Raw genomic sequence first — 26,974 nt, 5'->3', positions numbered from 1 at the left:
GGCTCTCCCTATCAGCGCTTCTTGCCGGCCTTGCGGCGCCGGACGATCATGCGGTCGCTTTCCTTGCGGGTGCGGGTCCGGCCTTCCGGCTGGCCCCACGGGGACACCGGGTGGCGTCCACCCGAGGTCTTGCCCTCACCACCACCGTGCGGGTGGTCGACCGGGTTCATCGCGACACCACGGACGGTCGGGCGCTTGCCCTTCCAGCGCATCCGGCCCGCCTTGCCCCAGTTGATGTTCGACTGCTCGCCGTTGCCGACCTCACCGAGGGTGGCGCGGCAGCGTACGTCGACCATCCGGACCTCGCCGGACGGCATCCGCAGGGTGGCCATCCGGCCTTCCTTCGCGACCAGCTGGATGCTGGCACCGGCGGAGCGGCCCATTTTGGCGCCACCGCCCGGCCGCAGCTCGACCGCGTGGATGGTGGAACCGACCGGGATGTTGCGCAGCGGCAGGTTGTTGCCGACCTTGATGTCAGCGGCCGGGCCGTTCTCCACGACCGTGCCCTGCTTCAGGTTCGCCGGGGCGAGGATGTACCGCTTCTCGCCGTCCACGTAGTGCAGCAGCGCGATCCGGGCGGTGCGGTTCGGGTCGTACTCGATGTGCGCGACCTTGGCCGGCACGCCGTCCTTGTCGTACCGCTTGAAGTCGATCAGCCGGTACGCCCGCTTGTGACCGCCACCGTGGTGCCGGGTGGTGATCTTGCCCGAGCTGTTCCGGCCGCCCTTCTTCGGCAGCGGACGCAGCAGCGACTTCTCCGGGGTCGAACGGGTGAGCTCGACGAAGTCGGCCACGCTCGAGCCACGGCGGCCCGGCGTCGTCGGCTTGTACTTGCGGATTCCCATTACGACTGGCCTCCGAAGATGTCGATGCGGTCGTCGCCCTTGAGGGTCACGATCGCCCGCTTGGTGTCCGGGCGCTTGCCGAAACCGGACCGGGTCCGGCGGCGCTTGCCCTTGCGGTTGAGAGTGTTGACGTCGCTGACCTTGACCTTGAACACCTTCTCGACCGCGAGCTTGATCTCGGTCTTGTTGGCGTCCGGCGCGACCTCGAACGTGTACTTCTGCTCGTCCAGCAGGCCGTAGCTCTTCTCGCTCACGACCGGCCGGAGCAGCACGTCCCGCGGGTCCTTGTTGATTCCGTGGCTCATGCTTCTACCTCCTCGGCTTCAGTCGACGTGGCGACGGCCTTGACGGACTTGCCCTTGGGCGCACCCGCGACGAACGAGTCGAGAGCGGCCTGGGTGAACACGACCGCGTCGCTGCAGAGAACGTCGTACGCGTTCAGCTGGTCGGCCGCGATCAGGTGCACGTGCTGCACGTTGCGCAGGCTCAGCCAGGTGAGCTCGTCGGCGCGGTCCACGACGACCAGGGCCTTGCCCGGGTCGGTGATCTGGCCGAGTACGTTCAGCGCTGCCTTGGTGGAGGGCTTGTCGCCGTCCACGAAGCTCTCGACCACGAACACGCGGCCGTCGCGGGCCCGGTCCGACAGCGCGCCGCGGAGCGCGGCGGCGATCATCTTCTTCGGGGTCCGCTGGCTGTAGTCGCGCGGTGTCGGGCCGTGGACGACGCCACCGCCGGTGAACTGCGGCGCCCGGGTCGAACCCTGACGGGCCCGGCCGGTGCCCTTCTGGCGGTACGGCTTGGCGCCACCGCCGGACACCTCGCCCCGGGTCTTCGCCTTGTGCGTACCCTGGCGGGCCGCGGCCAGCTGGGCCACCACTACCTGGTGGATCAGCGGGATGTTGACCTGGACGTCGAACAGCTCGGCCGGAAGCTCGGCGGAACCCTTCTTGGTGACCTTGTCGCCCTTCACGGCGACGACGTCGACGGTGCTCACTTCTGGGCTCCCTTCGCGGCGTTGCGGATCAGCACCAGGCCGCCCTTGGGGCCGGGGACCGCGCCCTTCAGCAGGATCAGGCCGCGCTCGGTGTCCACCGCGTGCACGCTGATGTTCTGCGTGGTGACCTGCTCGGCGCCCATCCGGCCCGCCATCCGCAGGCCCTTGAAGACCCGGCCGGGGGTGGCGCAGCCGCCGATGGAACCCGGCGAGCGGTGCTTCTTGTGCACACCGTGGGTCGCGCGCAGGCCGTGGAAGCCGTGCCGCTTCATCACACCGGCGAAGCCCTTGCCCTTGCTGGTGGCGGAAACGTCCACCCGCTCACCGGCCTCGAACGCCTCGGCCTTGATCTCCTGGCCCAGCGTGTACTCGCTGGCGTCGGCGGTGCGCAGCTCCAGCAGGTGCCGCCGCGGCGTCACGCCGGCCTTGTCGAAGTGGCCGCGCAGGGGCTTGGTCACCTTGCGCGGGTCGATGTCGCCGAAGGCGATCTGGACGCCGTCGTAGCCGTCCCGGTCCGCGGTGCGGACACCGGTGACGACGCAGGGCCCGGCCTGGATCACGGTGACGGGGACGACACGGTTGTTCTCGTCCCAGGTCTGGGTCATGCCGAGCTTGGTGCCCAGCAGACCGCGCGTGTTCTTGGTAGCAGTGCTCATTGGCTGTACGCGTCCCTCAGAGCTTGATCTCGATGTCGACACCGGCCGGCAGGTCGAGACGCATCAGCGAGTCGACGGTCTTCGGCGTGGGGTCGATGATGTCGATGAGCCGCTTGTGGGTGCGCATCTCGAAGTGCTCGCGGCTGTCCTTGTACTTGTGCGGCGAGCGGATGACGCAGAACACGTTCTTTTCCGTCGGCAACGGCACCGGGCCAGCAACCTTCGCACCAGTACGCGTCACCGTGTCGACAATCTTGCGTGCCGAGCTGTCGATGACCTCGTGGTCGTAGGCCTTCAGCCGGATGCGGATCTTCTGTCCCGCCATCGCTTCGCTTCGTCCTTCTCTTTCGTCAACGTCTGTGTCGCTCCGACCCCCGCGGTCGGGTGTGTCGCCGTGTGCCTAAAAATCTACGGCACGCGCGTGACTCACCGCTTCGTCGACCTGGGTGGAGATCGGGGCCCGGTCTCGGACCGGAACCTCGGCGAGGTCTCCGGTCCGGCGCACCAGCCAGATCAAGAAGACCTGGGGCGCACCCCGGCGGCCTCGCCTGAGCAACCTGAATAGTGTGCCAGAGATTGGCGCCGAAACGCCAATCGGGGCCTCACGGCCCGATCCGGTACCACCTGAGCGCCGGACCGGGCGCAAAGCAGAGGTCCGCGGGGGCTCGATGTTCTGAGCCCTCGCGGACCTCGTCAGATCACTTGAGGATCTTGGTGACCCGGCCGGCGCCGACGGTGCGGCCACCTTCACGGATCGCGAACTTCAGACCGTCCTCCATCGCGATCGGCTGGATCAGCTCGACCGCCATGTCGGTGTTGTCGCCCGGCATGACCATCTCGGTGCCCTCGGGCAGCGTGACGACACCGGTGACGTCGGTGGTACGGAAGTAGAACTGCGGGCGGTAGTTCTGGAAGAACGGCGTGTGACGGCCGCCCTCCTCCTTGGAGAGGATGTAGACCGAGGCCTCGAAGTTCGTGTGCGGGGTGGTCGTACCCGGCTTGATCACGACCATGCCGCGCTCGACGTCCTCGCGCTTCGTACCACGCAGCAGCAGACCGACGTTCTCACCGGCCTGGCCCTCGTCCAGCAGCTTCCGGAACATCTCGATACCGGTGACCGTGGTGGTCTGCTTCTGCGGACGGATACCGACGATGTCGACGGTCTCGTTGACCTTGACGACACCGCGCTCGATCCGGCCGGTGATGACGGTGCCGCGACCCGTGATGGTGAAGACGTCCTCCACCGGCATCAGGAACGGCTTGTCGATCTCGCGCTCCGGCTGCGGGATGTACTCGTCGACCGCGTTCATCAGCTCGAGGATCGACTCGCCCCACTTGGCGTCGCCGGTCAGGGCCGGGTGGGCCGCGACGCGGACGATCGGCGCGTTGTCGCCGTCGAACTCCTGCTCCGAGAGCAGCTCCCGGACCTCGAGCTCGACGAGCTCCAGGATCTCCTCGTCGTCGACCATGTCGCACTTGTTCAGCGCGACGACCATCGCCGGAACGCCGACCTGACGGGCGAGCAGCACGTGCTCACGCGTCTGCGGCATCGGGCCGTCGGTGGCGGCGACGACCAGGATCGCGCCGTCCATCTGCGCCGCACCGGTGATCATGTTCTTGATGTAGTCCGCGTGACCCGGGCAGTCGACGTGGGCGTAGTGCCGGGCCTCGGTCTGGTACTCGACGTGCGCGATCGAGATGGTGATACCGCGCTGACGCTCTTCCGGCGCCTTGTCGATCTGATCGAAGGCCGACGCCTCGTTCAGGTCCGGGTACTTGTCGTGCAGCACCTTGGTGATCGCCGCGGTAAGCGTGGTCTTACCGTGGTCGATGTGACCGATGGTACCGATGTTGACGTGCGGCTTGGTCCGCTCGAACTTCGCCTTCGCCACTGGGGCCCTCCTGGATAAATGTTGACTACGCCGTACGCCGACGCGCTTTGGGTGTGGTGGCCAGGAACGAGTGTGTTACTCGCCCCGGGCCTTCTTGATGATCTCTTCCGCCACGTTCTTCGGAACCTCGGCGTAGGAATCGAACTGCATCGAGTAGGACGCGCGGCCCTGCGTCTTGGAACGCAGGTCACCGACATACCCGAACATCTCCGACAGCGGCACCAGGGCCTTGATCGCCCGGCTGCCACCGGGGCCTTCGTCCATCGACTGGATCTGGCCACGGCGTGAGTTGAGGTCGCCGATCACTTCACCCATGTAGTCCTCGGGGGTGGTGACCTCGACCGCGAACATCGGCTCCAGGATGACCGGAGTCGCCCGGCGGGCGGCGTCCTTGAAGGCCATCGAACCGGCGATCTTGAACGCGAGCTCGGAGGAGTCGACGTCGTGGTAGGCGCCGTCGGTCAGCGTGACCTTGACGTCGACCATCGGGTAGCCGGCCAGTACGCCGAACTCCATCGCCTCCTGGGCGCCCTCGTCCACCGACGGGATGTACTCGCGGGGGATCCGGCCACCGGTGACGGCGTTGACGAACTCGTACCCGCCCTCGCCACCGGCCTCGGCCGAAGTCGGCTCGATGTTGATGATCACACGCGCGAACTGACCCGAACCACCGGTCTGCTTCTTGTGCGTGTAGTCGACCTTCTCGACCTTCTTCTTGATCGTCTCGCGGTACGCGACCTGCGGCTTGCCGACGTTCGCCTCGACCCGGAACTCACGCTTCATCCGGTCGACCAGCACCTCGAGGTGCAGCTCGCCCATCCCGGCGATGATGGTCTGGCCGGTGTCGTCGTCGGTCCGGACCTGGAAGGTCGGGTCCTCCTCGGCGAGCCGCTGGATGGCGACGCCGAGCTTCTCCTGGTCGGCCTTCGACTTCGGCTCGATCGCGACCGAGATGACCGGGGCCGGGAACTGCATCGACTCCAGTACGACCTGCTTGGCCGGGTCGCACAGCGTCTCACCGGTGGTGGTGTCCTTCAGACCCATCACCGCGACGATGTGACCGGCGCCGATCGAGGCGATCTCCTCACGCTTGTTCGCGTGCATGCGGTAGATCTTGCCGATCCGCTCCTTGCGGCCCTTGGTCGGGTTCAGCACCTGGGTGCCGGTCTCGAGCTTGCCCGAGTACACCCGGATGAAGGTCAGCTTGCCCAGGTGCGGGTCGGCCGCGATCTTGAACGCCAGCGCCGAGAACGGCTCGTCGTCGGCCGGCTTGCGCAGCACGACCTGCTCCGGGTCCTTGACGTCGTGGCCCTCGATGGCCGGGACGTCGATCGGGCTCGGCAGGTAGGCGTTGATCGCGTCCAGCAGCGGCTGAACGCCCTTGTTCTTGAACGCCGTTCCGGTCAGTACCGGGGTCAGCTTGCTCGCCAGGGTGGCTCGCCGGATGCCCGCGACGAGCTGCTCCTCGGTCGGCTGCTCGCCCTCGAGGTACTGCTCCATGATCTCGTCGTCGGCCTCGGCCAGCGTCTCGATCAGCTTGTCGCGCCACTCGGCGGCGATCTCGGTGTGCGACGCCGGGATCTCCTCGACGGTGTAGTCCTCACCCATCGTGGTCTCGCCGCGCCAGGTCAGCGCGCGCATCCCGATCAGGTCGACGACGCCGATGAAGTCGGCCTCGGACCCGATCGGCAGCTGCAGCACCAGCGGCGTCGCGGCCAGCCGGTCGACGATCATGTCGACACAGCGCATGAACTCGGCGCCGGTCCGGTCCAGCTTGTTCACGAAGCAGATCCGGGGCACGCCGTACCGGTCGGCCTGACGCCACACGGTCTCGGACTGCGGCTCCACGCCGGCCACGCCGTCGAACACCGCGACCGCGCCGTCCAGCACGCGCAGCGAGCGCTCCACCTCGACGGTGAAGTCGACGTGTCCGGGGGTGTCGATGATGTTGATGGTGTGGTCTTTCCAGGTGCAGGTCGTCGCGGCGGACGTGATCGTGATGCCGCGCTCCTGCTCCTGCTCCATCCAGTCCATCGTGGCGGCGCCGTCGTGGACCTCACCGATCTTGTAAGTGATACCGGTGTAGAAGAGGATCCGCTCGGTCGTCGTCGTCTTACCGGCGTCGATGTGGGCCATGATCCCGATGTTGCGGACCTTGGCCAGGTCGGTGGTGATTTGTACGGCCACCTCGGTGGTCTGCCTCTCGATTCTGTACTGCGTCAAAGGGGTGAACGCTGGGTCCGGATCGGACCCGGGATCACCAGCGGTAGTGGGCGAAAGCCTTGTTGGCTTCGGCCATCTTGTGCGTGTCCTCGCGGCGCTTCACCGACGCGCCGAGACCGTTGGACGCGTCCAGGATCTCGTTCATCAGCCGCTCGGACATGGTCTTCTCGCGGCGGGCCCGCGAGTACGACGTCAGCCAGCGCAGCGCCAGCGTGGTCGACCGGCCCGGCTTGACCTCGATCGGCACCTGGTAGGTGGCACCACCGACGCGGCGGCTCTTCACCTCGATGCTCGGCTTCACGTTGTCCAGCGCACGCTTCAGCGTGATCACCGGGTCGGTGCCGGTCTTGGTACGGGTGCCCTCGAGCGCGCTGTAGACGATGCTCTGCGCGATCTGCTTCTTGCCGTCGACCAGGATCTTCGAGATCAACTGGGTGACGAGCGGCGAACTGTAGACCGGGTCGATGATGACCGGGCGCTTCGGGGCCGGACCCTTGCGCGGCATTAGCTCTTCTCCTTCTTCGCGCCGTAGAGGCTGCGAGCCTGCTTCCGGTTCTTCACACCCTGGGTGTCGAGCGAACCGCGGATGATCTTGTACCGGACACCCGGGAGGTCCTTCACCCGGCCACCGCGGACGAGCACGATCGAGTGCTCCTGCAGGTTGTGGCCGACACCGGGGATGTACGCGGTGACCTCGATGCCACTGGTCAGGCGGACACGTGCGACCTTACGAAGGGCCGAGTTCGGCTTCTTCGGCGTGGTCGTGTAGACGCGCGTGCACACACCACGACGCTGAGGAGAACCCTTCAGGGCCGGCGTCTTGTTCTTCGACACCTTGTCCTGGCGGCCCTTGCGGACCAGCTGCTGAATGGTGGGCACCGCGTAGCTCTTTCTGTCGTCCGGCTGGGTTTGCTGCTGTTACCTGACCCCCGCGGTCGGGTGTGTCGCGTGCGCACGAGCAGACCGAAGCCGTAATCTTCCAGACTGTCGGCAGGAGTCCCGTGCCACGCGGCCCGACCCGTTGGACGAGGGGCACGCATGACGGCCCAGGAAAGACCCCGGGCACGATCGTTAAGACTAGCGGGTGCCTCAAGCACGGTCAAAATGACTAACAGACCGCGAACGAGACCCTTCCGCGATCTCAGTGTACAGGGCCTCCGGCGGAGCGCTTGGCAAGCGCTTCCAGAGGCCCCGCTACGGGCGTTTCCCGGGCGTTTTCCTGGGCGCTTGTCAGGCGCGGAACTCGACGTCGGTGATCTGGCCGTCGACCACCCGGTAGAGCGCCAGCTGCGGCACCGCTTCGCCGTCGTCGTGGCTGATCACGTGCTCGACCACCCACTCCCCCAGCATCAGCCGCTCGACGATCTCGGTCTTGCAGCGGCCGGCCTCGAAGCGCGGCCGGTGGTACTCGCGCAGGAACCGGCGGCCCTTCAGCTCGGAACCGTCGGCGCGCTGGATCCGGGCCGTCGGCGAGTACGTCGCGAGGAACGCTTCCAGGTCGTGCGCCGCGTACGCCGCGTGTTCCCGGGCGACGATCCGCGCGGCCGGCGTCTCGGTGCTGACGGCAGCCACCGTAGCCAGGCCCAGATCGGCCAGTGTGGGCTGGGCAGGCGCCGGGGCGACCACTGGGGCGACCGGCTCCGGAGCGGCCACAGGAACAGCTGCAGGAGCCGCTGAGGGAGTTGCCGTACGAGTTGCCGAGGGAGTTGCCGAGGGCGCCGGCCGAGTAGCGGGTTCGGCAGGCGCCGCCGGCCGCTCCGCGACGGCGGTCCTGGCCGCGGCGGGCGTACGGCGGGTGGTGGTCGTGGTCTTCTTCTTGGCCGGGGGTGGTGGGACGAGGAGTTTGCCTTCGTCACCGGGCTCCTCGCCGAGGTGGGCGATCGCCCAGTCGAGAGCCTTGGTGACGGCGGCGCGTGATTCTTCGGTGTGGTCGAGCATGTCGAACCCGTGGTGCCCTTTCGGTACGTCGATGATGTCCAGCGCGGCGCCTCCCGCGGATACGAACTCCGCGACCGGACCAGCGAGCTCCTCAGACTCGAGTCCAGCCTTGGTCAGCAATACCGGCAGGTCCTTACTTGATACTTTCCCCGCCCCACCGCCCCGGTCGTGTTTTCCAATCACTTCAGCGGCACTAACCAACTCGTCGACACCGGGCGGGGTGGCGAGCCGGGGGTAGGTCAGGGCAACGAACCGCAACCAGTCGGGGCGGCTGTCCAGCCACTCCCCGGCCAGCAGGCCCGCACCCGAGAAGAACCACAGCCCGACCCGATCAGGGTCGACCCGTGGATCGGAGCGCAGCACGCCGACCGCAGCCTCCACCTCGTCCGCGGCCGCGACCAACTGGTCGAGACCGCGAATCAGACTGTGGTCGACCACCGCTGACACCACGCCAAGCCTGGCGGCAGCGGTCGCATAACCCTTGTAGACCGGCCAGTCCCGAGGCATTACCTCGAGCCCGTCCGGGCCTGGTCCCCCGTGCACGAAAAGAATCGCGCCGCCTCGAGCGGTACCGGGCGGGCGATACAGGTCGAGCTCCCCCAAGCGATCGACCCGGACATCGGAACCTTCCAGAACCCCCAAGACGAAAGGCCGCAAGTAGGCCGGCAGATCCGTCATGGACCAATCTTGGCGCATCCCGCCCCCAGTTTCAGCCGCCACCCCGAGTGTCTTCGCCGGCGCGCACCGTACCGGCTGGTAAAAGCCGCAAGGGCGGCACTTCCCAACACCCACCACACCACCGCCCCACAGCACCCGCCCCGCGACATACCACCCGCCCGTCACGCCACCTCACCACAACGCACGCCACCACCCGCGCTCCACATCACCCGAAAGGCCCCCGGCAACACCTCACAACGCCGGCCAACCAACACCCCTTCCAACCCCACCACCCTCACAACCAAAACAATCCTCCCCAAACCGGTTCGGGTCGTACAGAAGCCCGAACCGGGGAGCCCAGTACGCCCGATTTGGGCGGCTCAGCTCCCCAAACCGGTTTGGGGAGCTCGGCCGGGGTCCACCGAGCCAGAGGGGAAGGGTGGCGGTTACGCACAGGGCAGAGATTGGTTGGACGTACGGCGGTGTGAGTGGTGCATCTTCTTTGGCAGCGGGGCAGCGGGCGGCTTGTCGAAAGGAGATGCCGAATGCGAAACGTCGAGGCGTGCGGCGAGGGCCCGCGCGACGAGACAGGCGGGCGGCTGGGTGAGCTGTTCGAGCAGGTGAGCGGCCGCCAACTGGGCGCATTCAGCAGAGCGCAGGCAACCGAACACGGAATCACCGACAAAGTGCTTTCGCAGCGACGCCGAGCGCGTCAGATTCAACAGATCCATCGCGGCGTGTACGTGGACTTCACCGGGCCACTGCCATTTGAAACCAGAGTCTGGGCGGCCTGGCTGGCGTACGCCCCGGATGCAGCGCTCACCGGTGAGACGGCGCTGCGCCAGTACGGTGTCAAAGGTGAGTGGAGCGATGATCGCATCCACCTCGCTGTACCTCATGCGCGCCGGGTCATCGGGCGACCGAGCGTACTGGTTACCCGCCATCGCGGCTACTCGGCGCAGCTGTACGGCTCCCGGACACCTCCGATCATGCGCCTGGAAGTCGCGGCTCTGGTGCGAGCGAGCGCCGAACCCGACCTGTCCCGACAAGCCGCCCTGCTGCTCGAGGTCTGCCGGCAGCGCGCCACGACCCCCGCGCGCTTGCTCGCAGAGCTCGATTCACTGATCAGACTGCCTGGTCGCCAAACCCTCCGGCGAATCGTGCTGGACGCGGCGGACGGAGCGCAGTCGTTCCTGGAGCAGCAGTACCTGCACCGAGTCGAGCGGGCTCATGCTCTGCCGATCGCCGAGAGGCAGGTCCGTTTCCAATCGGCGACCGGCTCCAGGAAACATGTGGTGTACCGGGACTCCGAGTACACGCCGTATGGGCTGATCGTCGAGCTGGACGGACGGCGCGGACATTCGGACACCGAGTCGAGCTGGCGCGATATGCATCGCGACAACGCCGCGACAGTCAGCGGCAAACTCACCTTGCGTTTCGGGTACCAACTGGTCGACGAACCGTGCATCGCGGCCACTCAGGTGGCTGCCGCCCTCAACCTCCGAGGTTGGGCCGGGCGCCCTCGCCCCTGCTCCCCCACCTGCCAAGCCACTCGCCACTACTTCCCCAAACCGGTTCGGGGAGCGTAGTCCCCCCGGGTTGGGCAGCGCCGCTCCCCAAACCGGTTTGGGGGGGGTGGGTGAGAGTGGGCTGGGGCGTGCGGGATGGGCGTGCCGCTGTGAGATGCGGGCGAGCAGCGCAGGCCGAGCCGCCCGTGACACGTAGACGAGCAGCGCGGGCATGCCGTCATTAGATGTGGGCGTGCCGCCGGCTGCGTAGGCGTCGGGAGCGCCACAAGGGCGGCACCTCCCGGTTGGGAAGTGCCGCCCTTGTGAGCGGTGACTCGGCTCAGTTCTGGTACGAACCGAGGTCGAAGTCGTCGAGCGGGACCGACTGGCCGGACGACGGACCGAAGTCGTAGTCGTACGACTCGTAGCCGACCATCGAGTACATCGCGGCCTTCGCCTCCTCGGTGGGCTCGACCCGGATGTTGCGGTACCGGTCCATGCCCGTACCGGCCGGGATCAGCTTGCCGATGATGACGTTCTCCTTCAGACCGACCAGCGAGTCGGACTTGCCGTGGATCGCGGCCTCGGTGAGGACGCGGGTCGTCTCCTGGAAGGAGGCGGCCGACAGCCACGACTCGGTCGCCAGCGACGCCTTGGTGATACCCATCAGCACCGGACGGCCGGAAGCCGGCGTACCACCCTCGGCCACGACGCGGCGGTTCTCCGCCTCGAACATGATCCGGTCGGCAAGCTCACCCGGCAGCAGGTTCGCCTCGCCGGACTCGATCACCGTGACCCGGCGCAGCATCTGCCGGACGATGATCTCGATGTGCTTGTCGTGGATGGCCACACCCTGCGACCGGTACACCTCCTGGACCTCGTCCACCAGGTGCTCCTGCGCCTTCCGGACACCCAGGATCCGCAGTACCTCCTGCGGGTCCGGCGTACCCTGCGTCAGCTGCTGACCGACCTCGACGTGCTGACCTTCCTCGATCAGCAGGCGGCCACGCTTGGAGACCGGGTAGGCGACCTCCTCGGACCCGTCGTCCGGCGTCAGCACCAGCTTCCGGGTCTTGTCGGTGTCCTCGATCGAGATCCGGCCGGCGGCCTCCGAGATCGGCGCCTTGCCCTTGGGCTGGCGGGCCTCGAACAGCTCGACCACACGCGGCAGACCGTGGGTGATGTCATCACCCGCGACACCACCGGTGTGGAAGGTACGCATCGTCAGCTGCGTACCCGGCTCACCGATGGACTGGGCCGCGATGATGCCGACCGCCTCGCCGATGTCGACCGGCTTGCCGGTCGCCAGCGAACGGCCGTAGCACTTCGCGCAGGTACCGGTCTTGGCGTCACAGGTGAGCACCGACCGGACCTTCACCTCTTCGATCCCGGCCGCGACCAGCTGCGCGATCGACACGTCGCCCAGGTCGGCGCCGCCGGCCAGCACCACGTTGCCTTCGGCATCGAGGGCGTCGGTGGCCAGCGTCCGGGCGTACGCGCTGGTCTCCACGTTCTCGGCGTGGACGACCTTGCCGGACGGGTCCTTCTCGCCGATCTGCTTCGGCAGACCACGCTCGGTGCCGCAGTCCTCCTCGCGGATGATCACGTCCTGCGAGACGTCCACCAGACGACGGGTCAGGTACCCGGAGTCGGCGGTCCGCAGCGCGGTGTCGGCCAGGCCCTTCCGGGCACCGTGGGTGGCGATGAAGTACTCGACCACCGACAGGCCCTCACGGAAGTTGGACTTGATCGGCCGGGCGATGATCTCGCCCTTCGGGTTCGCCACCAGGCCACGCATACCGGAGATCTGCCGGATCTGCATCATGTTGCCTCGGGCACCGGAGTGCACCATCATCCAGATCGGGTTGTCCTTGGCGAAGTTCTCTTCCATCGCCTTACCGACCTCGGCGTTGGCGCCGGTCCAGATCTCGATCAGCTCCTGCCGCCGCTCGGACGAGGTGATCAGACCCCGCTCGAACTGCTTCTGGACCTTCTCGGCCTGCGACTCGTACCGGGCCATGATCTCGGGCTTGCTCGGCGGCGTGCTGAAGTCGTCGATCGACACCGTGACACCGGACCGGGTGGACCAGTAGTAGCCCAGGTCCTTGAGCGCGTCCAGCGCGTGCGCGACCTCGACCTTGGTGTACCGCTCGGCCAGGTCGTTGACGATCCCACCGAGCTGCTTCTTGCCCACCTCGGTGTCGACGAACGTGTAGTCCGACGGCAGCGCCTCGTTGAACAGCGCCCGGCCCAGCGTGGTCTCCAGCGCGAATCCGCCGTCGGCCAGCTCGATCGCGTCCGCCGGAGCGCCGGAGCCGCTCAGCCGGATGGTGATCTTGGCCTGCAGCGACAGCTCCTTGCGGTCGAAGGCCATCAGCGCCTCCGCCACCGAGCTGAACGCCCGGCCCTCGCCCTTGGCGCCTTCCTTCAGCATGGTCAGGAAGTAGATGCCGATGATCATGTCCTGGGTCGGCATCGTGACCGGACGGCCGTCGGCCGGCTTCAGGATGTTGTTCGTCGACAGCATCAGGATCCGCGCCTCGGCCTGCGCCTCGGCCGACAGCGGCAGGTGCACCGCCATCTGGTCACCGTCGAAGTCCGCGTTGAACGCGGAGCAGACGAGCGGGTGGATCTGGATCGCCTTGCCCTCGATCAGCTGCGGCTCGAACGCCTGGATGCCGAGCCGGTGCAGGGTTGGTGCACGGTTCAGCAGCACCGGGTGCTCGGTGATGACCTCTTCCAGTACGTCCCAGACCTGGGCGCGCTGACGCTCGACCATCCGCTTGGCGGACTTGATGTTCTGCGCGTGGTTGAGGTCGACCAGCCGCTTCATCACGAACGGCTTGAACAGCTCCAGCGCCATCGCCTTCGGCAGACCGCACTGGTGCAGCTTCAGCTGCGGGCCGACCACGATGACCGAACGGCCGGAGTAGTCGACGCGCTTGCCGAGCAGGTTCTGCCGGAAGCGGCCCTGCTTGCCCTTGAGCATGTCGGACAGCGACTTCAGCGGCCGGTTGCCCGGGCCGGTGACCGGACGGCCACGGCGGCCGTTGTCGAACAGCGCGTCGACGGCCTCCTGCAGCATCCGCTTCTCGTTGTTGACGATGATCTCCGGCGCGCCGAGGTCAAGCAGCCGCTTGAGCCGGTTGTTCCGGTTGATCACCCGGCGGTACAGGTCGTTCAGGTCCGAGGTGGCGAACCGGCCACCGTCGAGCTGCACCATCGGGCGCAGGTCCGGCGGGATCACCGGGACGCAGTCCAGCACCATGCCCATCGGGCTGTTGTTGGTGGCCAGGAACGCGGTCACGACCTTGAGCCGCTTCAGGGCGCGGGTCTTGCGCTGCCCCTTGCCGGTCTTGATCGTCTCGCGCAGGTTGGCCGCCTCGGCCTTCAGGTCGAAGGTCTCCAGCCGGCGCTGGATCGCGGCCGCGCCCATCGCGCCCTCGAAGTACTTGCCGAACCGCTCCTTCATGGCGCGGTAGAGGATCTCGTCGCCCTCCAGGTCCTGGACCTTCAGGTTCTTGAACCGGGTCCAGACCTCGTCGAGGCGGTCGATCTCGCGCTGCGCGCGGTCGCGCAGCTGCTTGACCTCACGCTCGGCGCCTTCCTTCACCTTGCGGCGGACGTCGGCCTTGGCGCCCTCGGCCTCGAGCTGCGCCAGGTCCTCCTCGAGCTTCTTCATCCGCGTCTCGATGTCGTTGTCACGACGGTTCTCGAGCTGCTTGCGCTCCACGTCCACCCGGCCCTCGAGCGAGGACAGGTCGCGGTGCCGCGACTCCTCGTCGACGTCGGTGATCATGTACGCCGCGAAGTAGATGACCTTCTCCAGGTCCTTCGGAGCGAGGTCGAGCAGGTAGCCGAGCCGCGACGGGACACCCTTGAAGTACCAGATGTGGGTGACCGGCGCGGCCAGCTCGATGTGGCCCATCCGCTCCCGGCGCACCTTGGAGCGGGTGACCTCGACGCCACACCGCTCGCAGATGATGCCCTTGAAGCGAACGCGCTTGTACTTGCCGCAGTAGCACTCCCAGTCCCGGGTGGGACCGAAGATCTTCTCGCAGAACAGACCGTCACGCTCGGGCTTGAGCGTCCGGTAGTTGATCGTCTCCGGCTTCTTGACCTCGCCGTGCGACCACTGGCGGATCTCGTCCGCGGTGGCCAGGCCGATCCGAAGCTCGTCGAAGAAGTTCACGTCGAGCACGATGTGTTATCTCCCGTTGCTAAGAGTGGTCTGAGTGAGTTGGTTGTTGATGTCGAACGGCAACCCGCTCAGACCTCCTCGACGCTGTTCGGCTCGCGCCGGGACAGGTCGATTCCCAGTTCCTCCGCCGCCCGGAAGACGTCCTCCTCGCTGTCGCGCATCTCGACCCGGCTTCCGTCGGACGAGAGCACCTCGACATTGAGGCAGAGGGACTGCATTTCCTTGACCAGAACCTTGAACGACTCCGGGATACCCGGCTCCGGAATGTTCTCGCCCTTGACGATCGCCTCGTACACCTTGACCCGTCCGACGACGTCGTCGGACTTGATCGTCAGCAGTTCCTGCAGCGCGAAGGCGGCACCGTAGGCCTCCAGGGCCCACACCTCCATCTCGCCGAACCGCTGACCACCGAACTGCGCCTTACCACCCAGCGGCTGCTGCGTGATCATCGAGTACGGGCCGGTCGAACGGGCGTGGATCTTGTCGTCGACCAGGTGGTGCAGCTTCAGGATGTACATGTAGCCGACGCCGATCGGGTCCGGGAACGGCTCACCCGAACGACCGTCGAACAGCTGGGCCTTGCCCTGGCCGTTGACCATCCGGACGCCGTCACGGTTCGGCAGCGTGGAGCTGAGCAGGCCGGTGACCTCGTCCTCGGTCGCGCCGTCGAACACCGGGGTGGCGACGTTCGTCATCGGCTCGGCCGAGCCGGCGCCGATCTTGATCAGCCGCTGCGCCCACTCCTCCTCGTTCTCCGGGTCGACCTCCCAGCCGCGGGAGGCGATCCAGCCGAGGTGGGTCTCCAGCACCTGGCCGACGTTCATCCGGCCGGGCACGCCCAGCGGGTTCAGGATCACGTCGACGTGGGTGCCGTCCTCCAGGAACGGCATGTCCTCGACCGGCAGGATCTTCGAGATGACGCCCTTGTTGCCGTGCCGGCCGGCCAGCTTGTCGCCGACCGAGATCTTCCGCTTCTGGGCCACGTACACCCGGACCAGCTGGTTGACGCCCGGCGGCAGCTCGTCGCCGTTGTCACGGTCGAAGACACGGACGCCGATGACGGTGCCCTCCTCGCCGTGCGGCACCTTCAGCGAGGTGTCGCGCACCTCGCGCGCCTTCTCACCGAAGATCGCGCGCAGCAGCCGCTCCTCCGGGGTCAGCTCGGTCTCGCCCTTCGGGGTGACCTTGCCGACCAGGATGTCACCGGTGGTGACCTCGGCGCCGATCCGGATGATGCCACGCTCGTCCAGGTCCGACAGCATCTCGTCGGAGACGTTCGGGATGTCCCGGGTGATCTCCTCCGGGCCCAGCTTGGTGTCGCGGGCGTCGACCTCGTGCTCCTCGATGTGGATCGAGGTCAGCAGGTCCTGCTGCACGACGCGCTGGCTGAGGATGATCGCGTCCTCGTAGTTGTAGCCCTCCCACGTCATGAAGGCGACCAGCATGTTCCGGCCGAGGGCCATCTCGCCCTCGTCGGTGCACGGACCGTCGGCCAGCGGCGTACCGATCTCGACCCGCTGCCCGGCGTCGACCAGCGGGCGCTGGTTGATGCAGGTGCCCTGGTTCGAGCGGCGGAACTTCGCCATCCGGTAGGTCTGGTACGTGCCGTCGTCGGCGGCGATCTCGATCAGGTCGGCCGAGACCTCCTTGACCACGCCCGCCTTGTCGGACACGACCACGTCGCCGGCGTCGACCGCGCCCCGGAACTCCATGCCGGTACCAACCAGCGGGGCGTCCGAGGTGATCAGCGGCACCGCCTGGCGCTGCATGTTCGAACCCATCAGCGCGCGGTTCGCGTCGTCGTGCTCGAGGAACGGGATCAGCGCGGTCGCCACCGACACCATCTGGCGCGGCGAGACGTCCATGTAGTCCACGTCCTCGACCGGGACGAGCTCGACCTCACCGTGCCGCCGGCGGACCAGCACCCGCTCCTCGGCGAACCGGTTGTCGTCGGTCAGCGCGGCGTTCGCCTGCGCGATGACGAAGCGGTCCTCCTCGTCGGCGGTCAGGTAGTCCACCTGGTCGGTGACGGCGCCGTCGACGACCTTGCGGTACGGGGTCTCGACGAAACCGAACGCGTTCACCCGGCCGTACGACGCGAGCGAACCGATCAGGCCGATGTTCGGGCCTTCCGGCGTCTCGATCGGGCACATCCGGCCGTAGTGCGACGGGTGCACGTCACGGACCTCGAAGCCGGCCCGCTCACGGCTCAGACCACCCGGGCCGAGCGCGTTCAGCCGGCGCTTGTGGGTCAGGCCCGCGACCGGGTTGGTCTGGTCCATGAACTGGGACAGCTGCGAGGTGCCGAAGAACTCCTTCAGCGCCGCCACCACCGGCCGGATGTTGATCAGGGTCTGCGGCGTGATCGCCTCGACGTCCTGGGTCGTCATCCGCTCCCGGACCACCCGCTCCATCCGGGCCAGGCCGGTCCGGAGCTGGTTCTGGATCAGTTCACCGACGGTACGCAGCCGGCGGTTGCCGAAGTGGTCGATGTCGTCCTCTTCGACCACGATCTCGCCGCGCGGCGCCGGCAGCTCGGTCTTGCCCTCGTGCAGCGCGACCAGGTACTTGATCGTGGCGACGATGTCGTCGACGGTCAGCACCGCCTGGTCGTGCGCCTCGTCCCGGCCGAGCTTCTTGTTGATCTTGTAGCGGCCGACCTTGGCCAGGTCGTAGCGCTTGCCGTTGAAGTAGTAGTTCTCCAGCAGCGCCTGCGCGGCCTCGCGGGTCGGCGGTTCACCCGGACGCAGCTTGCGGTAGATGTCCAGCAGCGCGTCGTCCTGCCCGGAGGTGTGGTCCTTCTCCAGGGTCAGCCGGATCGACTCGTAGTCGCCGAACTCCTCGAGGATCTGCGCGTCGGTCCAGCCCAGCGCCTTCAGCAGGACGGTGACGTTCTGCTTGCGCTTGCGGTCCAGGCGGACGCCGACCATGTCGCGCTTGTCCACCTCGAACTCCAGCCACGCGCCGCGCGACGGGATGATCTTGGCGGTGAAGATGTCCTTGTCGGACGTCTTGTCCGGGGTGCGCTCGAAGTACACGCCGGGCGACCGGACCAGCTGGGAAACGACGACCCGCTCGGTGCCGTTGATCACGAACGTGCCCTTGCGCGTCATCAGCGGGAAGTCGCCCATGAACACGGTCTGGCTCTTGATCTCGCCGGTCTCGTTGTTCATGAACTCGGCCGTGACGAACAGCGGAGCCGAGTACGTGACGTCGCGCTCCTTGCACTCGTCGACCGTGTTCTTCGGCGGCTCGAAGCGGTGGTCGCGGAACGACAGCGACATGGTGCCGCTGAAGTCCTCGATCGGGGAGATCTCCTCGAAAATCTCTTCCAGGCCGCTGGGGCCGGACAGGTCCGACCGCCCCTCGGCCTCGGCGGCGGCCACCCGGGCCTGCCACGTTTCGTTTCCGACCAGCCAGTCGAAACTGTCCACCTGCAGGGCAAGGAGATCCGGAACCTGAAGAGGCTCGGAGATCTTCGCGAAGGAGATGCGGCGGGGGCCGGAGACGTTGGAAATGCTGTCGGACTGGGGGTTGCGCGAGGCGACCAAGGGGCGTCCTTCCACGGGCTCGCAAAAAATCACTTCGGTGCTGGGAGCGCACGCCAAGCCGCCCCAGTCAAGTCAGAGACCCGAGCGAGGGCGAGGGAAAAGGCAGCGCAAAGCAATAGGTTACCCGATCCAGGCAAGCCTGTCCAATGGGGTCCAACAGTTTGCCGTCGGACCACCCTCTCCGTCAAGGACCGACCCGGAGTCTCCAGTGGGCAGATCACCCACGAGCCAGCCGGCGTCCTCTTGGTGCGGAGTCACCTAGAGGTTACAGTCCGGCGATCTCCTGGACCAGCCATCGGCCGCCGTTTCGGACCATCGTGAACCGGGTCCGGTTCAGATCCACCCGGGGCTTACCCTGCGTGATCGTGCTGGTGGTGGTCTGGTTGACGAAGATGATCAGCGTGACCCGGTCGGCGTCGCCGTCGCGGACCCCGACCTCGCGGACGTCGGCCTTCACCGTCGCCTTGGTCTTGGTGGCCAGCTCCCCGGCCACCTTGGCGGTCTCGTCGAACTTGGCGGCGAAGTCCGGGGTCATTGTCGCCCGGGCGGCGGCGAAGCTCTTGTCCAGGTCCCGGTAGTCGTAGCTGAGCGCGGTCTCGGCCGCTTTCCGGCCGGCCGCGGCGGCCTGGCCCCGGGCGTCCTCGGCCTGGCTGCCGTGCCAGGCCTTGATCCCGAGCAGGACCGCGACGCCCAGCGTCAGCGCCACCACGATCGCCAGCGCGACCGTGAGCAGATTCCCGAGGCCCTGCTTGCCGGTAGCGGCCGGAGCTTGCTTGGGCTGCTTGGATTGCTCACCTTGTGTAGTCGCCGGTGGTTGCTGAGCCGCCTTCACTTCGGCCTCAGGGGCCTCTGGTGTGGCTGGCGTCACATCCGGCGCGGCGGGCGTACGCCGCTGGCCGGCGATGCGCGGACGGTTCGGGGTACGGCCGGGCATCAGCCCACCACCTGCAGGTCGGCGGTCAGCCAGCGGTCCTTCTCCCGGACCAGGTCCAGCTTGATCCGGTACCGGCGCTCGACCCCCTGGGCGGAGGCCGTGTTCGTCACGACGGCGTTCACGATCACCAGTACCTGCGCGGAGTCCTTGTCGTTCGAGACCACCCCGGCCTCCTTCACGTCCCCCTTCGAGGTCGCCTTGTTGGCCACCACGTCGGTCTTCACCGCGTCGATCCCGGACTGGAACTCCTGCTTGAACTGCCCGGTGGAGTCGTCCAGGACCCGCTTCGAGTCCGCGTCCCAGGTCTGGTAGTCGTACGTGGTGAAGTCCAGCGCGAGCTGCCGCGCCGACTTCATCGCGCCGTCGCGGGCCGAGTCGGCGGCCCGCTGTTTGCTCAGCGCGACCACCGAGAGGGTCAGGCCGGCCAGCGCGACCACCAGCAGTACGCTCAGCGCCCAAGCCAGCACCAGCCGACCGCTCAGGCGGCTCTTCAGTCGGGACGTAGTACTCACTTGCTGGTCACCGGTCCGAGGATCAGGGCCTTCCAGGAGTCACTGCCGAGCAGCTCTTCCTGGCCGCCGGTCGACCCGAGCACCATTTCCGGCATCCCGCCGGTGCCGCCGGCCGCGCCGGTGGCCGGGTCGTAGCCGATCCCGTAGCCGGTCCGGTTCAGATTGCGCGAGGACGGCGCGGGCTTGTTCTGCGAGCCGCGGACGTTGATCCCGGTCGACGGGTTCGCCGTACACCCGGCCTTGGTGTTGGCCGGCGTGTTGCCGAGCTCCTGCGGTACGCGCTTGTCGGTACCGCCGTACCCGGGCCGGCAGGCCGGCGGGGTCAGCCCGAGGACCAGCCCGAAGTGCGCGTCGTAGTGCCCGGTGCCCGGGTCCTTGGCCGGTACGACGTACCCACCCATCGAGACCGCCGGGTACACCACCAGCAGCTGCTCGACGGCGTCCAGCCGGACCGCTGTCAGTTCGCTCACCGTCAGCAGGTTACCGAGCAGCACCGCGATGTCCGCGCTGTTGTCCTGGATCAGGCCGGTCAGCTGGCTGGACGCGGCCGAGCCCTGGTCGATCACCTTGCGCAGGTTCGCGTCCGAGCTGACCAGGGTGTCGGACAGCAGCGCGAGGTTCTTCGCCCAGGTCTTGATCGCGTCGCCGCTGGCAACCTGGGTGGCGAGCACGGTGTCGCCGTCGTTGATCAGCTTGATCGTCTGCAGTACGTTCGCGTCCGCGTTGTCGATCAGCTTGCCGGAGCTGTCGATGATCTTCTGCAGGTCGCCGCCCTTGCCCTTGAGCGCCGCGCCGAGCTCGCGGACGGTGGTCCGCAGGCTGTTCTTGTCGACCGAGTTCACCAGCTGGTCCAGGTTCAGCAGCAGTTCGGTGGTGTCGATCGGGATCGCGGTGTCCTCGCGGGCGATCTTGGAGTTGTTCCGCAGGTACGGCGACCCGTCGCGGCGCGGTTGCAGGTCGACGTACTGCTCGCCGATCGCGGACCGGTTCGCGACCACCGCCATCAGGTCGTTCGGGATCTTGAACTTCTTCTCGATCTCCAGGTCCACGTCGACGCCGTCGGGCAGCAGCTTGAGCTGACCGACCCGCCCGACCGGCTGCCCGCGGTATGTCACCTCGGCGCCGGAGAAGATGCCGCCGGACTCCGCGAAGCTGGCGCTGACCGTGTAGTTCTTGTTCACCACCAGCTGGTCCACCTGCGCGTACCGGGCGCCGACGAAGGCCACGCCGACGACAGTGATCAGCAGGAACACCATCAGCTGGATCCGGACCGCTTTGGTGATCATGAGACCGCTCCTGGCATCAGTGCGCGAGCCAGATCGGGATCGAACCCGGACCGGTTCAGCTTCGGTGTACAGACCGGCAGACCGAGCAGCGTGATGCAGGTCGTCGCGGTACCGGTCGGGACCGGCAGCTTCGGCAGCCCGGTGCCCTGGCCCGGACTGGTCGGCAGGTGCAGCGGCAGGCTGATCCGCGCGGTCGGCAGCCCGGTCGGGCCGACGGTCGGCAGGTTCAGGTTGATCAGGCCCTTGAGCGCCTTCTGGGTGTTCACGTCGAGGGTGATCCCGAGGTTGGTGAAGTCGCCCTTCGCCGCCTTCGCCGCGTTGTCCGGGAACGGGTACGTGAACAGCAGCTCGAGTGACTTCGGCAGATCCGCGCCGGCCTTCGCCAGGTTGGTCAGGATCGGGTACAGCGACTGCAGGTTGGCGACCAGGTCCTTCTGCGCCGAAGTGATCACCCGGGTCGCGGTGTTGCCCAGTGTCGCCAGCGCCTGCAGCGTCTTGACCAAAGCGGCCCGCTGCTTGTCCAGTACGGCGATCGACTTCGGCAGCGAGTCGATAGCGGTTGCCAGCGTGGCCTTCTGCGCGTTCAGCTTCTTCGCCAGCTGGTCAACGGCAGTGATTGCCGTGACGATCCGCTGCTTGTTCTGATCCAGTGTGCCGACGAAGATGTTCAGCTGAGTCAGCACGTCCCGGATGGCCGGTTCGTTGCCGGTCAGCGCCTTGTTCAGCTCCTGGGTGATGATCTGGAGCTGAGCTACGCCACCACCGTTCAGCAGCAGCGAGAGTGCGGACAGTACTTCTTCCACCTCGACGTTGCTGGTGGTCCTGGACAGCGGGATAACTTCGCCGTTCTCCAGGTGGCCGCGTGGCTGCTCGGACCCGGTCGGCCGGGACAGCGAAACGAACTTCTCGCCGAGCAAGCTGGTCTGCCGGATCGTGGCGTGGGTGTTGTCCGGTAGGTCCAGACTCTTCGGCAGCTTGATCCGTACCTTGGCGACGTACCCGTCCAGCCAGACCTTCTCGACCGTACCGACGGTGACGTCGTCGACCTTCACCGACGATTTCGGGACCAGGTCCAGTACGTCGGTGAACTCGACCGTGACCGTGTACGCCGGCCCCTTGATCTTCGCGCCACCCGGCAGCGGCAGCGAGTACACGCTGAAGTCGCAGCCGGTCAGCAGCGTGGCCAGCGCGGCAACGCCCGCGACTATGGCGATCCGCCGCTTCATTTGACCAGCCCCCCGAGCGTCGGGTCGACCGGGTCCGGGCTGTTCAGCGGGGCCGTCGGCGCCGGCGCCCAGGGCGTACCGGCCGGGCCGCCGCTCGACGGTGCGTTTCCGGTCAGGGAGGTCAGCAACGGCAGTTTGGCCAGCGCGTCCAGTACCGGCTTCAGCGCCGAGCAGGACGACATGCCCTGGTTCGCCTGCAGCAGGAGCGAGCAGACGAACGTCGCCGGGTCGTCCAGCTGGCCCAGGTTGAGCCGCTGGTCCAGCGTGCCGAACTGCGGGTTGTAGATCCGCGCCAGGTTGCCCAGACCGAGCGGTGCGGTGTCGAGGATCTCGGCCAGCGCGGCCTTCTCCTTGACCAGGATCTGCGACAGGGCGGCCGCGCTGGTGACAGTCGTCTTCACCAGCGTCCGGTTGTCCTTGACGAACGTCGCCACCTCGCCGAGCGCGGTCGCCAGCAAGGACAGCGCCGTACTTAGGTCCTTCCGCTCACCGGCCAGCGTGGTCGAGACGGCGGAGAAGTTGGTGTTGAACTGCCGGACCAGCTGATCGTTCGCCGCCAGCGCGGACACGAACGTCTGCAGCTGCCGGATCGTGTTGAACAGCGCCGACGAGTTCCCCGACAACGTGCTGGTCAGCTTGGACACGTCCGTGATCGTCTGGTTCAGCTTGGCACCCTGACCGTTCAGGTTCTTCGCCGAGACGTCCAGCAACCGGGCCAGTGCGCCCTGGTCGTTCGCGCCCTTCGGACCGAGCGCCACCGACAGGTCGTTCAGGCTCTGGTAGATCTGGTCGAGCTCCAGCGGTACGGCGGTGCGCTCGATCGGGATCTGCGCGCCGTCCGCCATCGCGGCACCCTTCGAGTACGCGGGCGTGAGCTGCACGTACCGGTCGGCCACGATCGACGGCGAGGCGATCACGGCCTTGGCGTCGGCCGGCACCTTGTGCTTGGCGTCCCACCAGAACTTCACCCGGACGGTACGCCCGGCCGGCGTGATGCTCTCCACCTCGCCGACCTTGATGCCGAGGATGCGGACGTCCGAACCCGGGTACACCGAGACCGCGCGCGGGAAGTACGCCGTCGCGGTCACCCGTTCGGGTTTCGGCCACAGCGTGACGAGTCCGACCGCGACGATCACCACGACCACCGCGATCGCGATCAGCCGGGACAGCGCGTTCACCTTCATCAGCCGCCACCCCCGAGGATCGGCGGCAGCCCGGGCGGCAGCAGCCTGGGCAGTGGGATCTCCGGGACCGGTGCCAGGTTCTGCAGGTACGTGTCGAACCAAGGACCGGTGCCGAGCGTGTTGGTGAAGACCCGGACGAACGGCGCCAGGCCCTTGATGCTGGCGTCCAGGTCGTTCTGGTTCTTCAGCAGTACGGCGAGCACCGCGTTCACCTTCTGCAGGGTCGGCGCCAGGTCCTTGCGGTTCTCCCGGACCAGCGCGGTGATCTGCGCCGACAGCGCCTGCGTCGACACCAGCAACTGGTGGATCAGCGCGCGCCGCGCCTGCACCGCCTGGAACACGGTGTTGCCGTCCTTCATCAGCTTGATCAGCTGCTGGTTGCGGTCGGCAAGGATCTTGGTGACGACGTTCGAGTTCTGCAGCAGCAGCTTCAGTTGCTCGTCGCGCTTCGCCACGTTCTGCGACAGCCGGGACAGTCCGGTCAGCGACGCGCGTACCTCGTCCGGCGTGTTCTTGAAGGTCGCCGACAACGTGTCCAGGGCCTTCGCCAGCTGGGCGGTGTTGATCCGGTCGGTGGTGTTCGCCAGGTCGGTGAAGGCGTCCACCACGTCGTACGCCGACGTCGTCCGCGCCAGCGGGATCTCCGCACCGGGCTTGAGCTGCCCCGAACCGGCCGGATCCAGCTTCAGGTACTTCTGCCCGAGCAACGTCTTGATCTTCATCTCCGCGCCGGTCTGGTCACCGAGCTTCACGCCCTGATCGACGACGAAGTCGACCCGGACGTGCGTACCCTCCAGCTCGACGCCACGGACCTTGCCGACCCGGACGCCGGCCACCCGGATCTCGTCGTTCGCCTTCAGCCCACCGGCCTCGGAGAACTGCGCCGAGTACTTGGTGCCACCACCGATCAGCGGCAGGTCCTGCGCCTTGAACGCGGCCAGCATGATCAGGCCGATCACGGTCAGCCCGATCACGCCGATCGTCACCTGGTTCTGCTCCCGGAACGGCTTCACTTCTTGCACCTCGCCGAGTTCAGGTCGTACGCGACCGGGATCCGGGTACCCGTGGGCAGCGTGATGTTGCCGTCGAAGTTGCACAGGTAGAAGTTGAACCAGGAGCCGTACGAGGCGGTCCGGGTCATCGTGTTCAGCTTGCCGGGCATCGTCTGCAGCGTCTTCACCCAGATCGCCTGGGTGTCGTCCAGCGTGGCCGCGGTGATCCGCAGCTTGTCCAGGTCGGCCTTGATCGGCACCCGGGTCTGCTGCAGCAGGCCGGCGGTCTTGTTGTTCAGCGAGTTGATCGAGCCGAGCGAGTTCAGGATCGGGGTGACGTCCTGACTCAGGCCGGTGATGAACTGCTGCAGGTTCACCAGCAACTGGGAGAAGTTCTGCTGCCGTTGCGAGACGATCTGCAAGGTCCCGGTCAGGTTCGTGATCAGGTCGCCGATCACCTTGTCGGCGTCGGCCAGCGTGGTGGTCAGCGACGCGGTCTTGGCCAGCAGCGACTCGATCGTGCCGCCCTCGCCCTGCAGCACCTTGATCACCTCGAACGCGAACTGGTTCACGTCCGCCGGGGTGAGCGCGGTGAACAGCGGTTTGAACCCGTTGAACAGCACCGACAGGTCGAGCGCGGGCGACGTACGCTCCTTCGGGATCAGGCCGTTCTCCCCCAGCCGCGGCCCGCCGCCGACCCCGTCGGTGAGCGCGACGTACCGGTTGCCGACCAGGTTCCGGTACCGCAAGGTCGCGTGCGTCGAGGCGTCCAGGACCTGATCCGAGTCGACGCTGAAGGTCACCATCGCGTACTTGTCCTGGTACAGCGCGATCTTGTCGACCTGGCCGACCTTCACGCCCGCGATCCGGATGTCGTCACCCTGGTTCAGCCCGACCGCGTCGGTGAACACGGCCCGGTACTTGGTGGTCGTGTTGAAGGTGATGTTGCCGATCGTCACCGCCAGCAACGCGGTCGCGATCGTCGTCACCACCACGAAGATCCCGAGCCGAACCGTGTCGAAGGTCGTTTTCCGGTCGAAGAAGCTCATTTCAGATCCACCTGCCCGCCGCGGAGCAGTGGGCCGACCATCAGGGTGGTCAGGTCCGGTACGTCGGTCGCGGGTACGCCCATCGCCGGGCCGACGACCGAGTCGATCACCTTCTGTTCGGCCGGGGTGCCGACGCCCTGGGTGTCCATCGCGAAGCCGGGCATCGCGCGGTTCAGTTTCAGGTCCAGCGGGAAGCGCTGGTTCTTGTTGTGGTCGCCGATCACGCCGTCGTCACCGGTCACGTACGGCGCCGGGTTCTCCTGGTTGTACGGGCCGGGCTTCTCCCCCGGGACGCTGTAGTTCTTGCCGACACAGGTCGGGCCGCGATGGTCCTTGTACGCCGGCAGCTCGTTCGGCTCGTACGGCGTCGGCTGGTTGGTGATCAGCTCCAGGTTGATGTTCAGCCGCCCGTCGCGGAACGTGTCGTTCAGGATCGGGGCGGTGTCGCTCAGCACCTTGAGGAAGCACGGCACCTCCGGCGAGTACCGCTCCAGCAGGTCGAGCACCGGGCGGCTGACCTGGCCGAGCCGGATCACCCGGTCCTCGTTCTGCTGCAGGAACGTGTTCCCGGTGGTCGACAACTTCTGCACGTCGACGAAGAACGTCTGCAGTTGCTGTTCCTTCTCCACCACGGTGTTGCCGGTGATGGTCAGGTTGCGCAGCGCGCGGACCAGGTCGGGGGTCGCGTCGCCGTACAGGTTCGAGACCTGGGTGAGTTTGGCCAGCGCGTCCATCAGCTTCGGAACGCTCGGGTTCAGCTTCTTCAGGTACCCGTCCAGCTGGGTCAGCGTGCCGGCGATCTCGGCCCCACGGCCTTCGAGCGCGGTGGCGAGCGTGTTCAGGGTGGCGTTCAGATCGGCCGGGTCGACCGCCTGGAGCAGCGGCAGCGCGTCGTTCAGCACCTTCTCGATCTCGATACCGACGGCTGTCTTGTCCCGGCTGATCACGTCTCCCGCCTCGATGTGCGGGCCCTCGGGTCCTTTCGGTGGGACAAGCGCGACGTACTTCTCGCCGAACAGCGTCTTCGGCAGAATCCGCGCGCTGACCGCGCTGGAGATCTCGCTGATCTGGTCGGGTTTGAGCGCCAGCTGGACGGTCGCCTCGTCACCGTCGGTGGACACCTTGCGCACCTCGCCGACGATGATCCCGCGCAGTTTCACGTCCGCGTGCTCGTTCAGCTGCAGGCCGATGTGGCTGGTCTTCAGCTCGACATCGACGGTCTTGACGAAGACCTTGGCGTAGAACGCGTACGTCAGCCAGAGCAGGAAGCACAGCACGCCGATGAACGCGACACCGAGCACCTTGTGCGAGATCAGCTTGGTCACG

Annotated in this window: 21 protein-coding genes; 1 reads left to right on the top strand and 20 read right to left on the bottom strand. The window is 67.0% G+C overall.

Going from position 1 to position 26,974, the window contains the following annotated elements:
• Window positions 1-11: 11 nt before the first annotated feature.
• From rplB to HDA44_RS31200, 10 genes are all read right to left on the bottom strand, one after another.
• Entirely contained in the window at window positions 12-845 is an 834-nt protein-coding gene (gene rplB, locus HDA44_RS31245; RefSeq protein WP_184840565.1) for a 50S ribosomal protein L2, read from the bottom strand.
• On the bottom strand, window positions 845-1,150 hold the full coding sequence (gene rplW, locus HDA44_RS31240; RefSeq protein WP_184840563.1) for a 50S ribosomal protein L23: 306 nt from the start codon (window positions 1,148-1,150) through the stop codon (window positions 845-847). The genes rplB and rplW overlap by 1 nt, the downstream gene beginning before the upstream one ends.
• Window positions 1,147-1,839 carry a 50S ribosomal protein L4 gene (gene rplD / locus HDA44_RS31235; protein WP_184840561.1) on the bottom strand — a complete coding sequence of 231 codons (693 nt, stop codon included), beginning with the start codon at window positions 1,837-1,839 and terminating at the stop codon, window positions 1,147-1,149. Before rplD ends, rplW begins: the two co-directional genes overlap by 4 nt.
• Window positions 1,836-2,495, bottom strand: a complete 660-nt coding sequence (gene rplC, locus HDA44_RS31230; RefSeq protein ID WP_184840559.1) for a 50S ribosomal protein L3 — start codon at window positions 2,493-2,495, stop codon at window positions 1,836-1,838. The genes rplD and rplC overlap by 4 nt, the downstream gene beginning before the upstream one ends.
• 16 nt (window positions 2,496-2,511) lie before the next feature.
• The gene (gene rpsJ, locus HDA44_RS31225; RefSeq protein WP_012923688.1) at window positions 2,512-2,820 is read right to left on the bottom strand and encodes a 30S ribosomal protein S10; all 309 of its coding nucleotides are present in this window, start codon (window positions 2,818-2,820) and stop codon (window positions 2,512-2,514) included.
• Window positions 2,821-3,193: 373 nt separating this feature from the next.
• On the bottom strand, window positions 3,194-4,387 hold the full coding sequence (gene tuf / locus HDA44_RS31220) for an elongation factor Tu (protein ID WP_184840557.1): 1,194 nt from the start codon (window positions 4,385-4,387) through the stop codon (window positions 3,194-3,196).
• Window positions 4,388-4,462: 75 nt separating this feature from the next.
• Entirely contained in the window at window positions 4,463-6,574 is a 2,112-nt protein-coding gene (fusA, locus tag HDA44_RS31215; RefSeq protein WP_184844585.1) for an elongation factor G, read from the bottom strand.
• Between the two features lie 70 nt (window positions 6,575-6,644).
• Window positions 6,645-7,115 carry a 30S ribosomal protein S7 gene (gene rpsG / locus HDA44_RS31210; protein ID WP_184840555.1) on the bottom strand — a complete coding sequence of 157 codons (471 nt, stop codon included), beginning with the start codon at window positions 7,113-7,115 and terminating at the stop codon, window positions 6,645-6,647.
• On the bottom strand, window positions 7,115-7,489 hold the full coding sequence (gene rpsL, locus HDA44_RS31205) for a 30S ribosomal protein S12 (protein WP_141854829.1): 375 nt from the start codon (window positions 7,487-7,489) through the stop codon (window positions 7,115-7,117). The genes rpsG and rpsL overlap by 1 nt, the downstream gene beginning before the upstream one ends.
• Before the next feature lie 351 nt (window positions 7,490-7,840).
• On the bottom strand, window positions 7,841-9,226 hold the full coding sequence (locus HDA44_RS31200; protein ID WP_184840553.1) for a nuclear transport factor 2 family protein: 1,386 nt from the start codon (window positions 9,224-9,226) through the stop codon (window positions 7,841-7,843).
• 524 nt (window positions 9,227-9,750) lie between these two features.
• On the opposite strand from HDA44_RS31200, the gene HDA44_RS31195 reads away from it, so the two are divergent.
• Entirely contained in the window at window positions 9,751-10,794 is a 1,044-nt protein-coding gene (locus HDA44_RS31195) for a type IV toxin-antitoxin system AbiEi family antitoxin domain-containing protein (protein ID WP_184840551.1), read from the top strand.
• A 259-nt stretch (window positions 10,795-11,053) separates the two neighbouring features.
• Here HDA44_RS31195 and HDA44_RS31190 read toward each other — a convergent pair whose 3' ends face one another.
• The 10 genes from HDA44_RS31190 to HDA44_RS31145 all read right to left on the bottom strand — a co-directional run bounded on the left by HDA44_RS31190 (window position 11,054) and on the right by HDA44_RS31145 (window position 26,973).
• On the bottom strand, window positions 11,054-14,914 hold the full coding sequence (locus tag HDA44_RS31190) for a DNA-directed RNA polymerase subunit beta' (protein WP_184840549.1): 3,861 nt from the start codon (window positions 14,912-14,914) through the stop codon (window positions 11,054-11,056).
• A gap of 68 nt (window positions 14,915-14,982) precedes the next feature.
• Window positions 14,983-18,465 carry a DNA-directed RNA polymerase subunit beta gene (gene rpoB, locus HDA44_RS31185; protein ID WP_184840547.1) on the bottom strand — a complete coding sequence of 1,161 codons (3,483 nt, stop codon included), beginning with the start codon at window positions 18,463-18,465 and terminating at the stop codon, window positions 14,983-14,985.
• 265 nt (window positions 18,466-18,730) lie between these two features.
• A complete protein-coding gene (locus HDA44_RS31180; RefSeq protein ID WP_184840544.1) occupies window positions 18,731-19,399 on the bottom strand; it encodes a hypothetical protein in 669 nt (222 codons plus the stop codon).
• Window positions 19,399-19,911: a hypothetical protein gene (locus HDA44_RS31175; RefSeq protein ID WP_319036149.1), complete on the bottom strand. Its 513-nt coding sequence runs from the start codon at window positions 19,909-19,911 to the stop codon at window positions 19,399-19,401. Before HDA44_RS31175 ends, HDA44_RS31180 begins: the two co-directional genes overlap by 1 nt.
• Window positions 19,908-21,197: an MCE family protein gene (locus HDA44_RS31170; protein WP_184840543.1), complete on the bottom strand. Its 1,290-nt coding sequence runs from the start codon at window positions 21,195-21,197 to the stop codon at window positions 19,908-19,910. Before HDA44_RS31170 ends, HDA44_RS31175 begins: the two co-directional genes overlap by 4 nt.
• A complete protein-coding gene (locus HDA44_RS31165; protein WP_184840541.1) occupies window positions 21,194-22,423 on the bottom strand; it encodes an MCE family protein in 1,230 nt (409 codons plus the stop codon). The genes HDA44_RS31170 and HDA44_RS31165 overlap by 4 nt, the downstream gene beginning before the upstream one ends.
• Complete coding sequence (locus HDA44_RS31160; protein ID WP_184840539.1) at window positions 22,420-23,607, bottom strand: MCE family protein; 1,188 nt, start codon at window positions 23,605-23,607, stop codon at window positions 22,420-22,422. Before HDA44_RS31160 ends, HDA44_RS31165 begins: the two co-directional genes overlap by 4 nt.
• Window positions 23,607-24,620, bottom strand: a complete 1,014-nt coding sequence (locus HDA44_RS31155) for an MCE family protein (protein WP_184840537.1) — start codon at window positions 24,618-24,620, stop codon at window positions 23,607-23,609. The genes HDA44_RS31160 and HDA44_RS31155 overlap by 1 nt, the downstream gene beginning before the upstream one ends.
• A complete protein-coding gene (locus HDA44_RS31150) occupies window positions 24,617-25,648 on the bottom strand; it encodes an MCE family protein (RefSeq protein ID WP_184840535.1) in 1,032 nt (343 codons plus the stop codon). Before HDA44_RS31150 ends, HDA44_RS31155 begins: the two co-directional genes overlap by 4 nt.
• Window positions 25,645-26,973: an MCE family protein gene (locus HDA44_RS31145; RefSeq protein ID WP_337906634.1), complete on the bottom strand. Its 1,329-nt coding sequence runs from the start codon at window positions 26,971-26,973 to the stop codon at window positions 25,645-25,647. Before HDA44_RS31145 ends, HDA44_RS31150 begins: the two co-directional genes overlap by 4 nt.
• Window position 26,974: the final 1 nt, after the last annotated feature.

The sequence above is a fragment of the Kribbella solani genome (genome assembly GCF_014205295.1).
Lineage (GTDB): Bacteria > Actinomycetota > Actinomycetes > Propionibacteriales > Kribbellaceae > Kribbella > Kribbella solani.
This window is presented reverse-complemented; position numbering and strand designations above follow the sequence as displayed.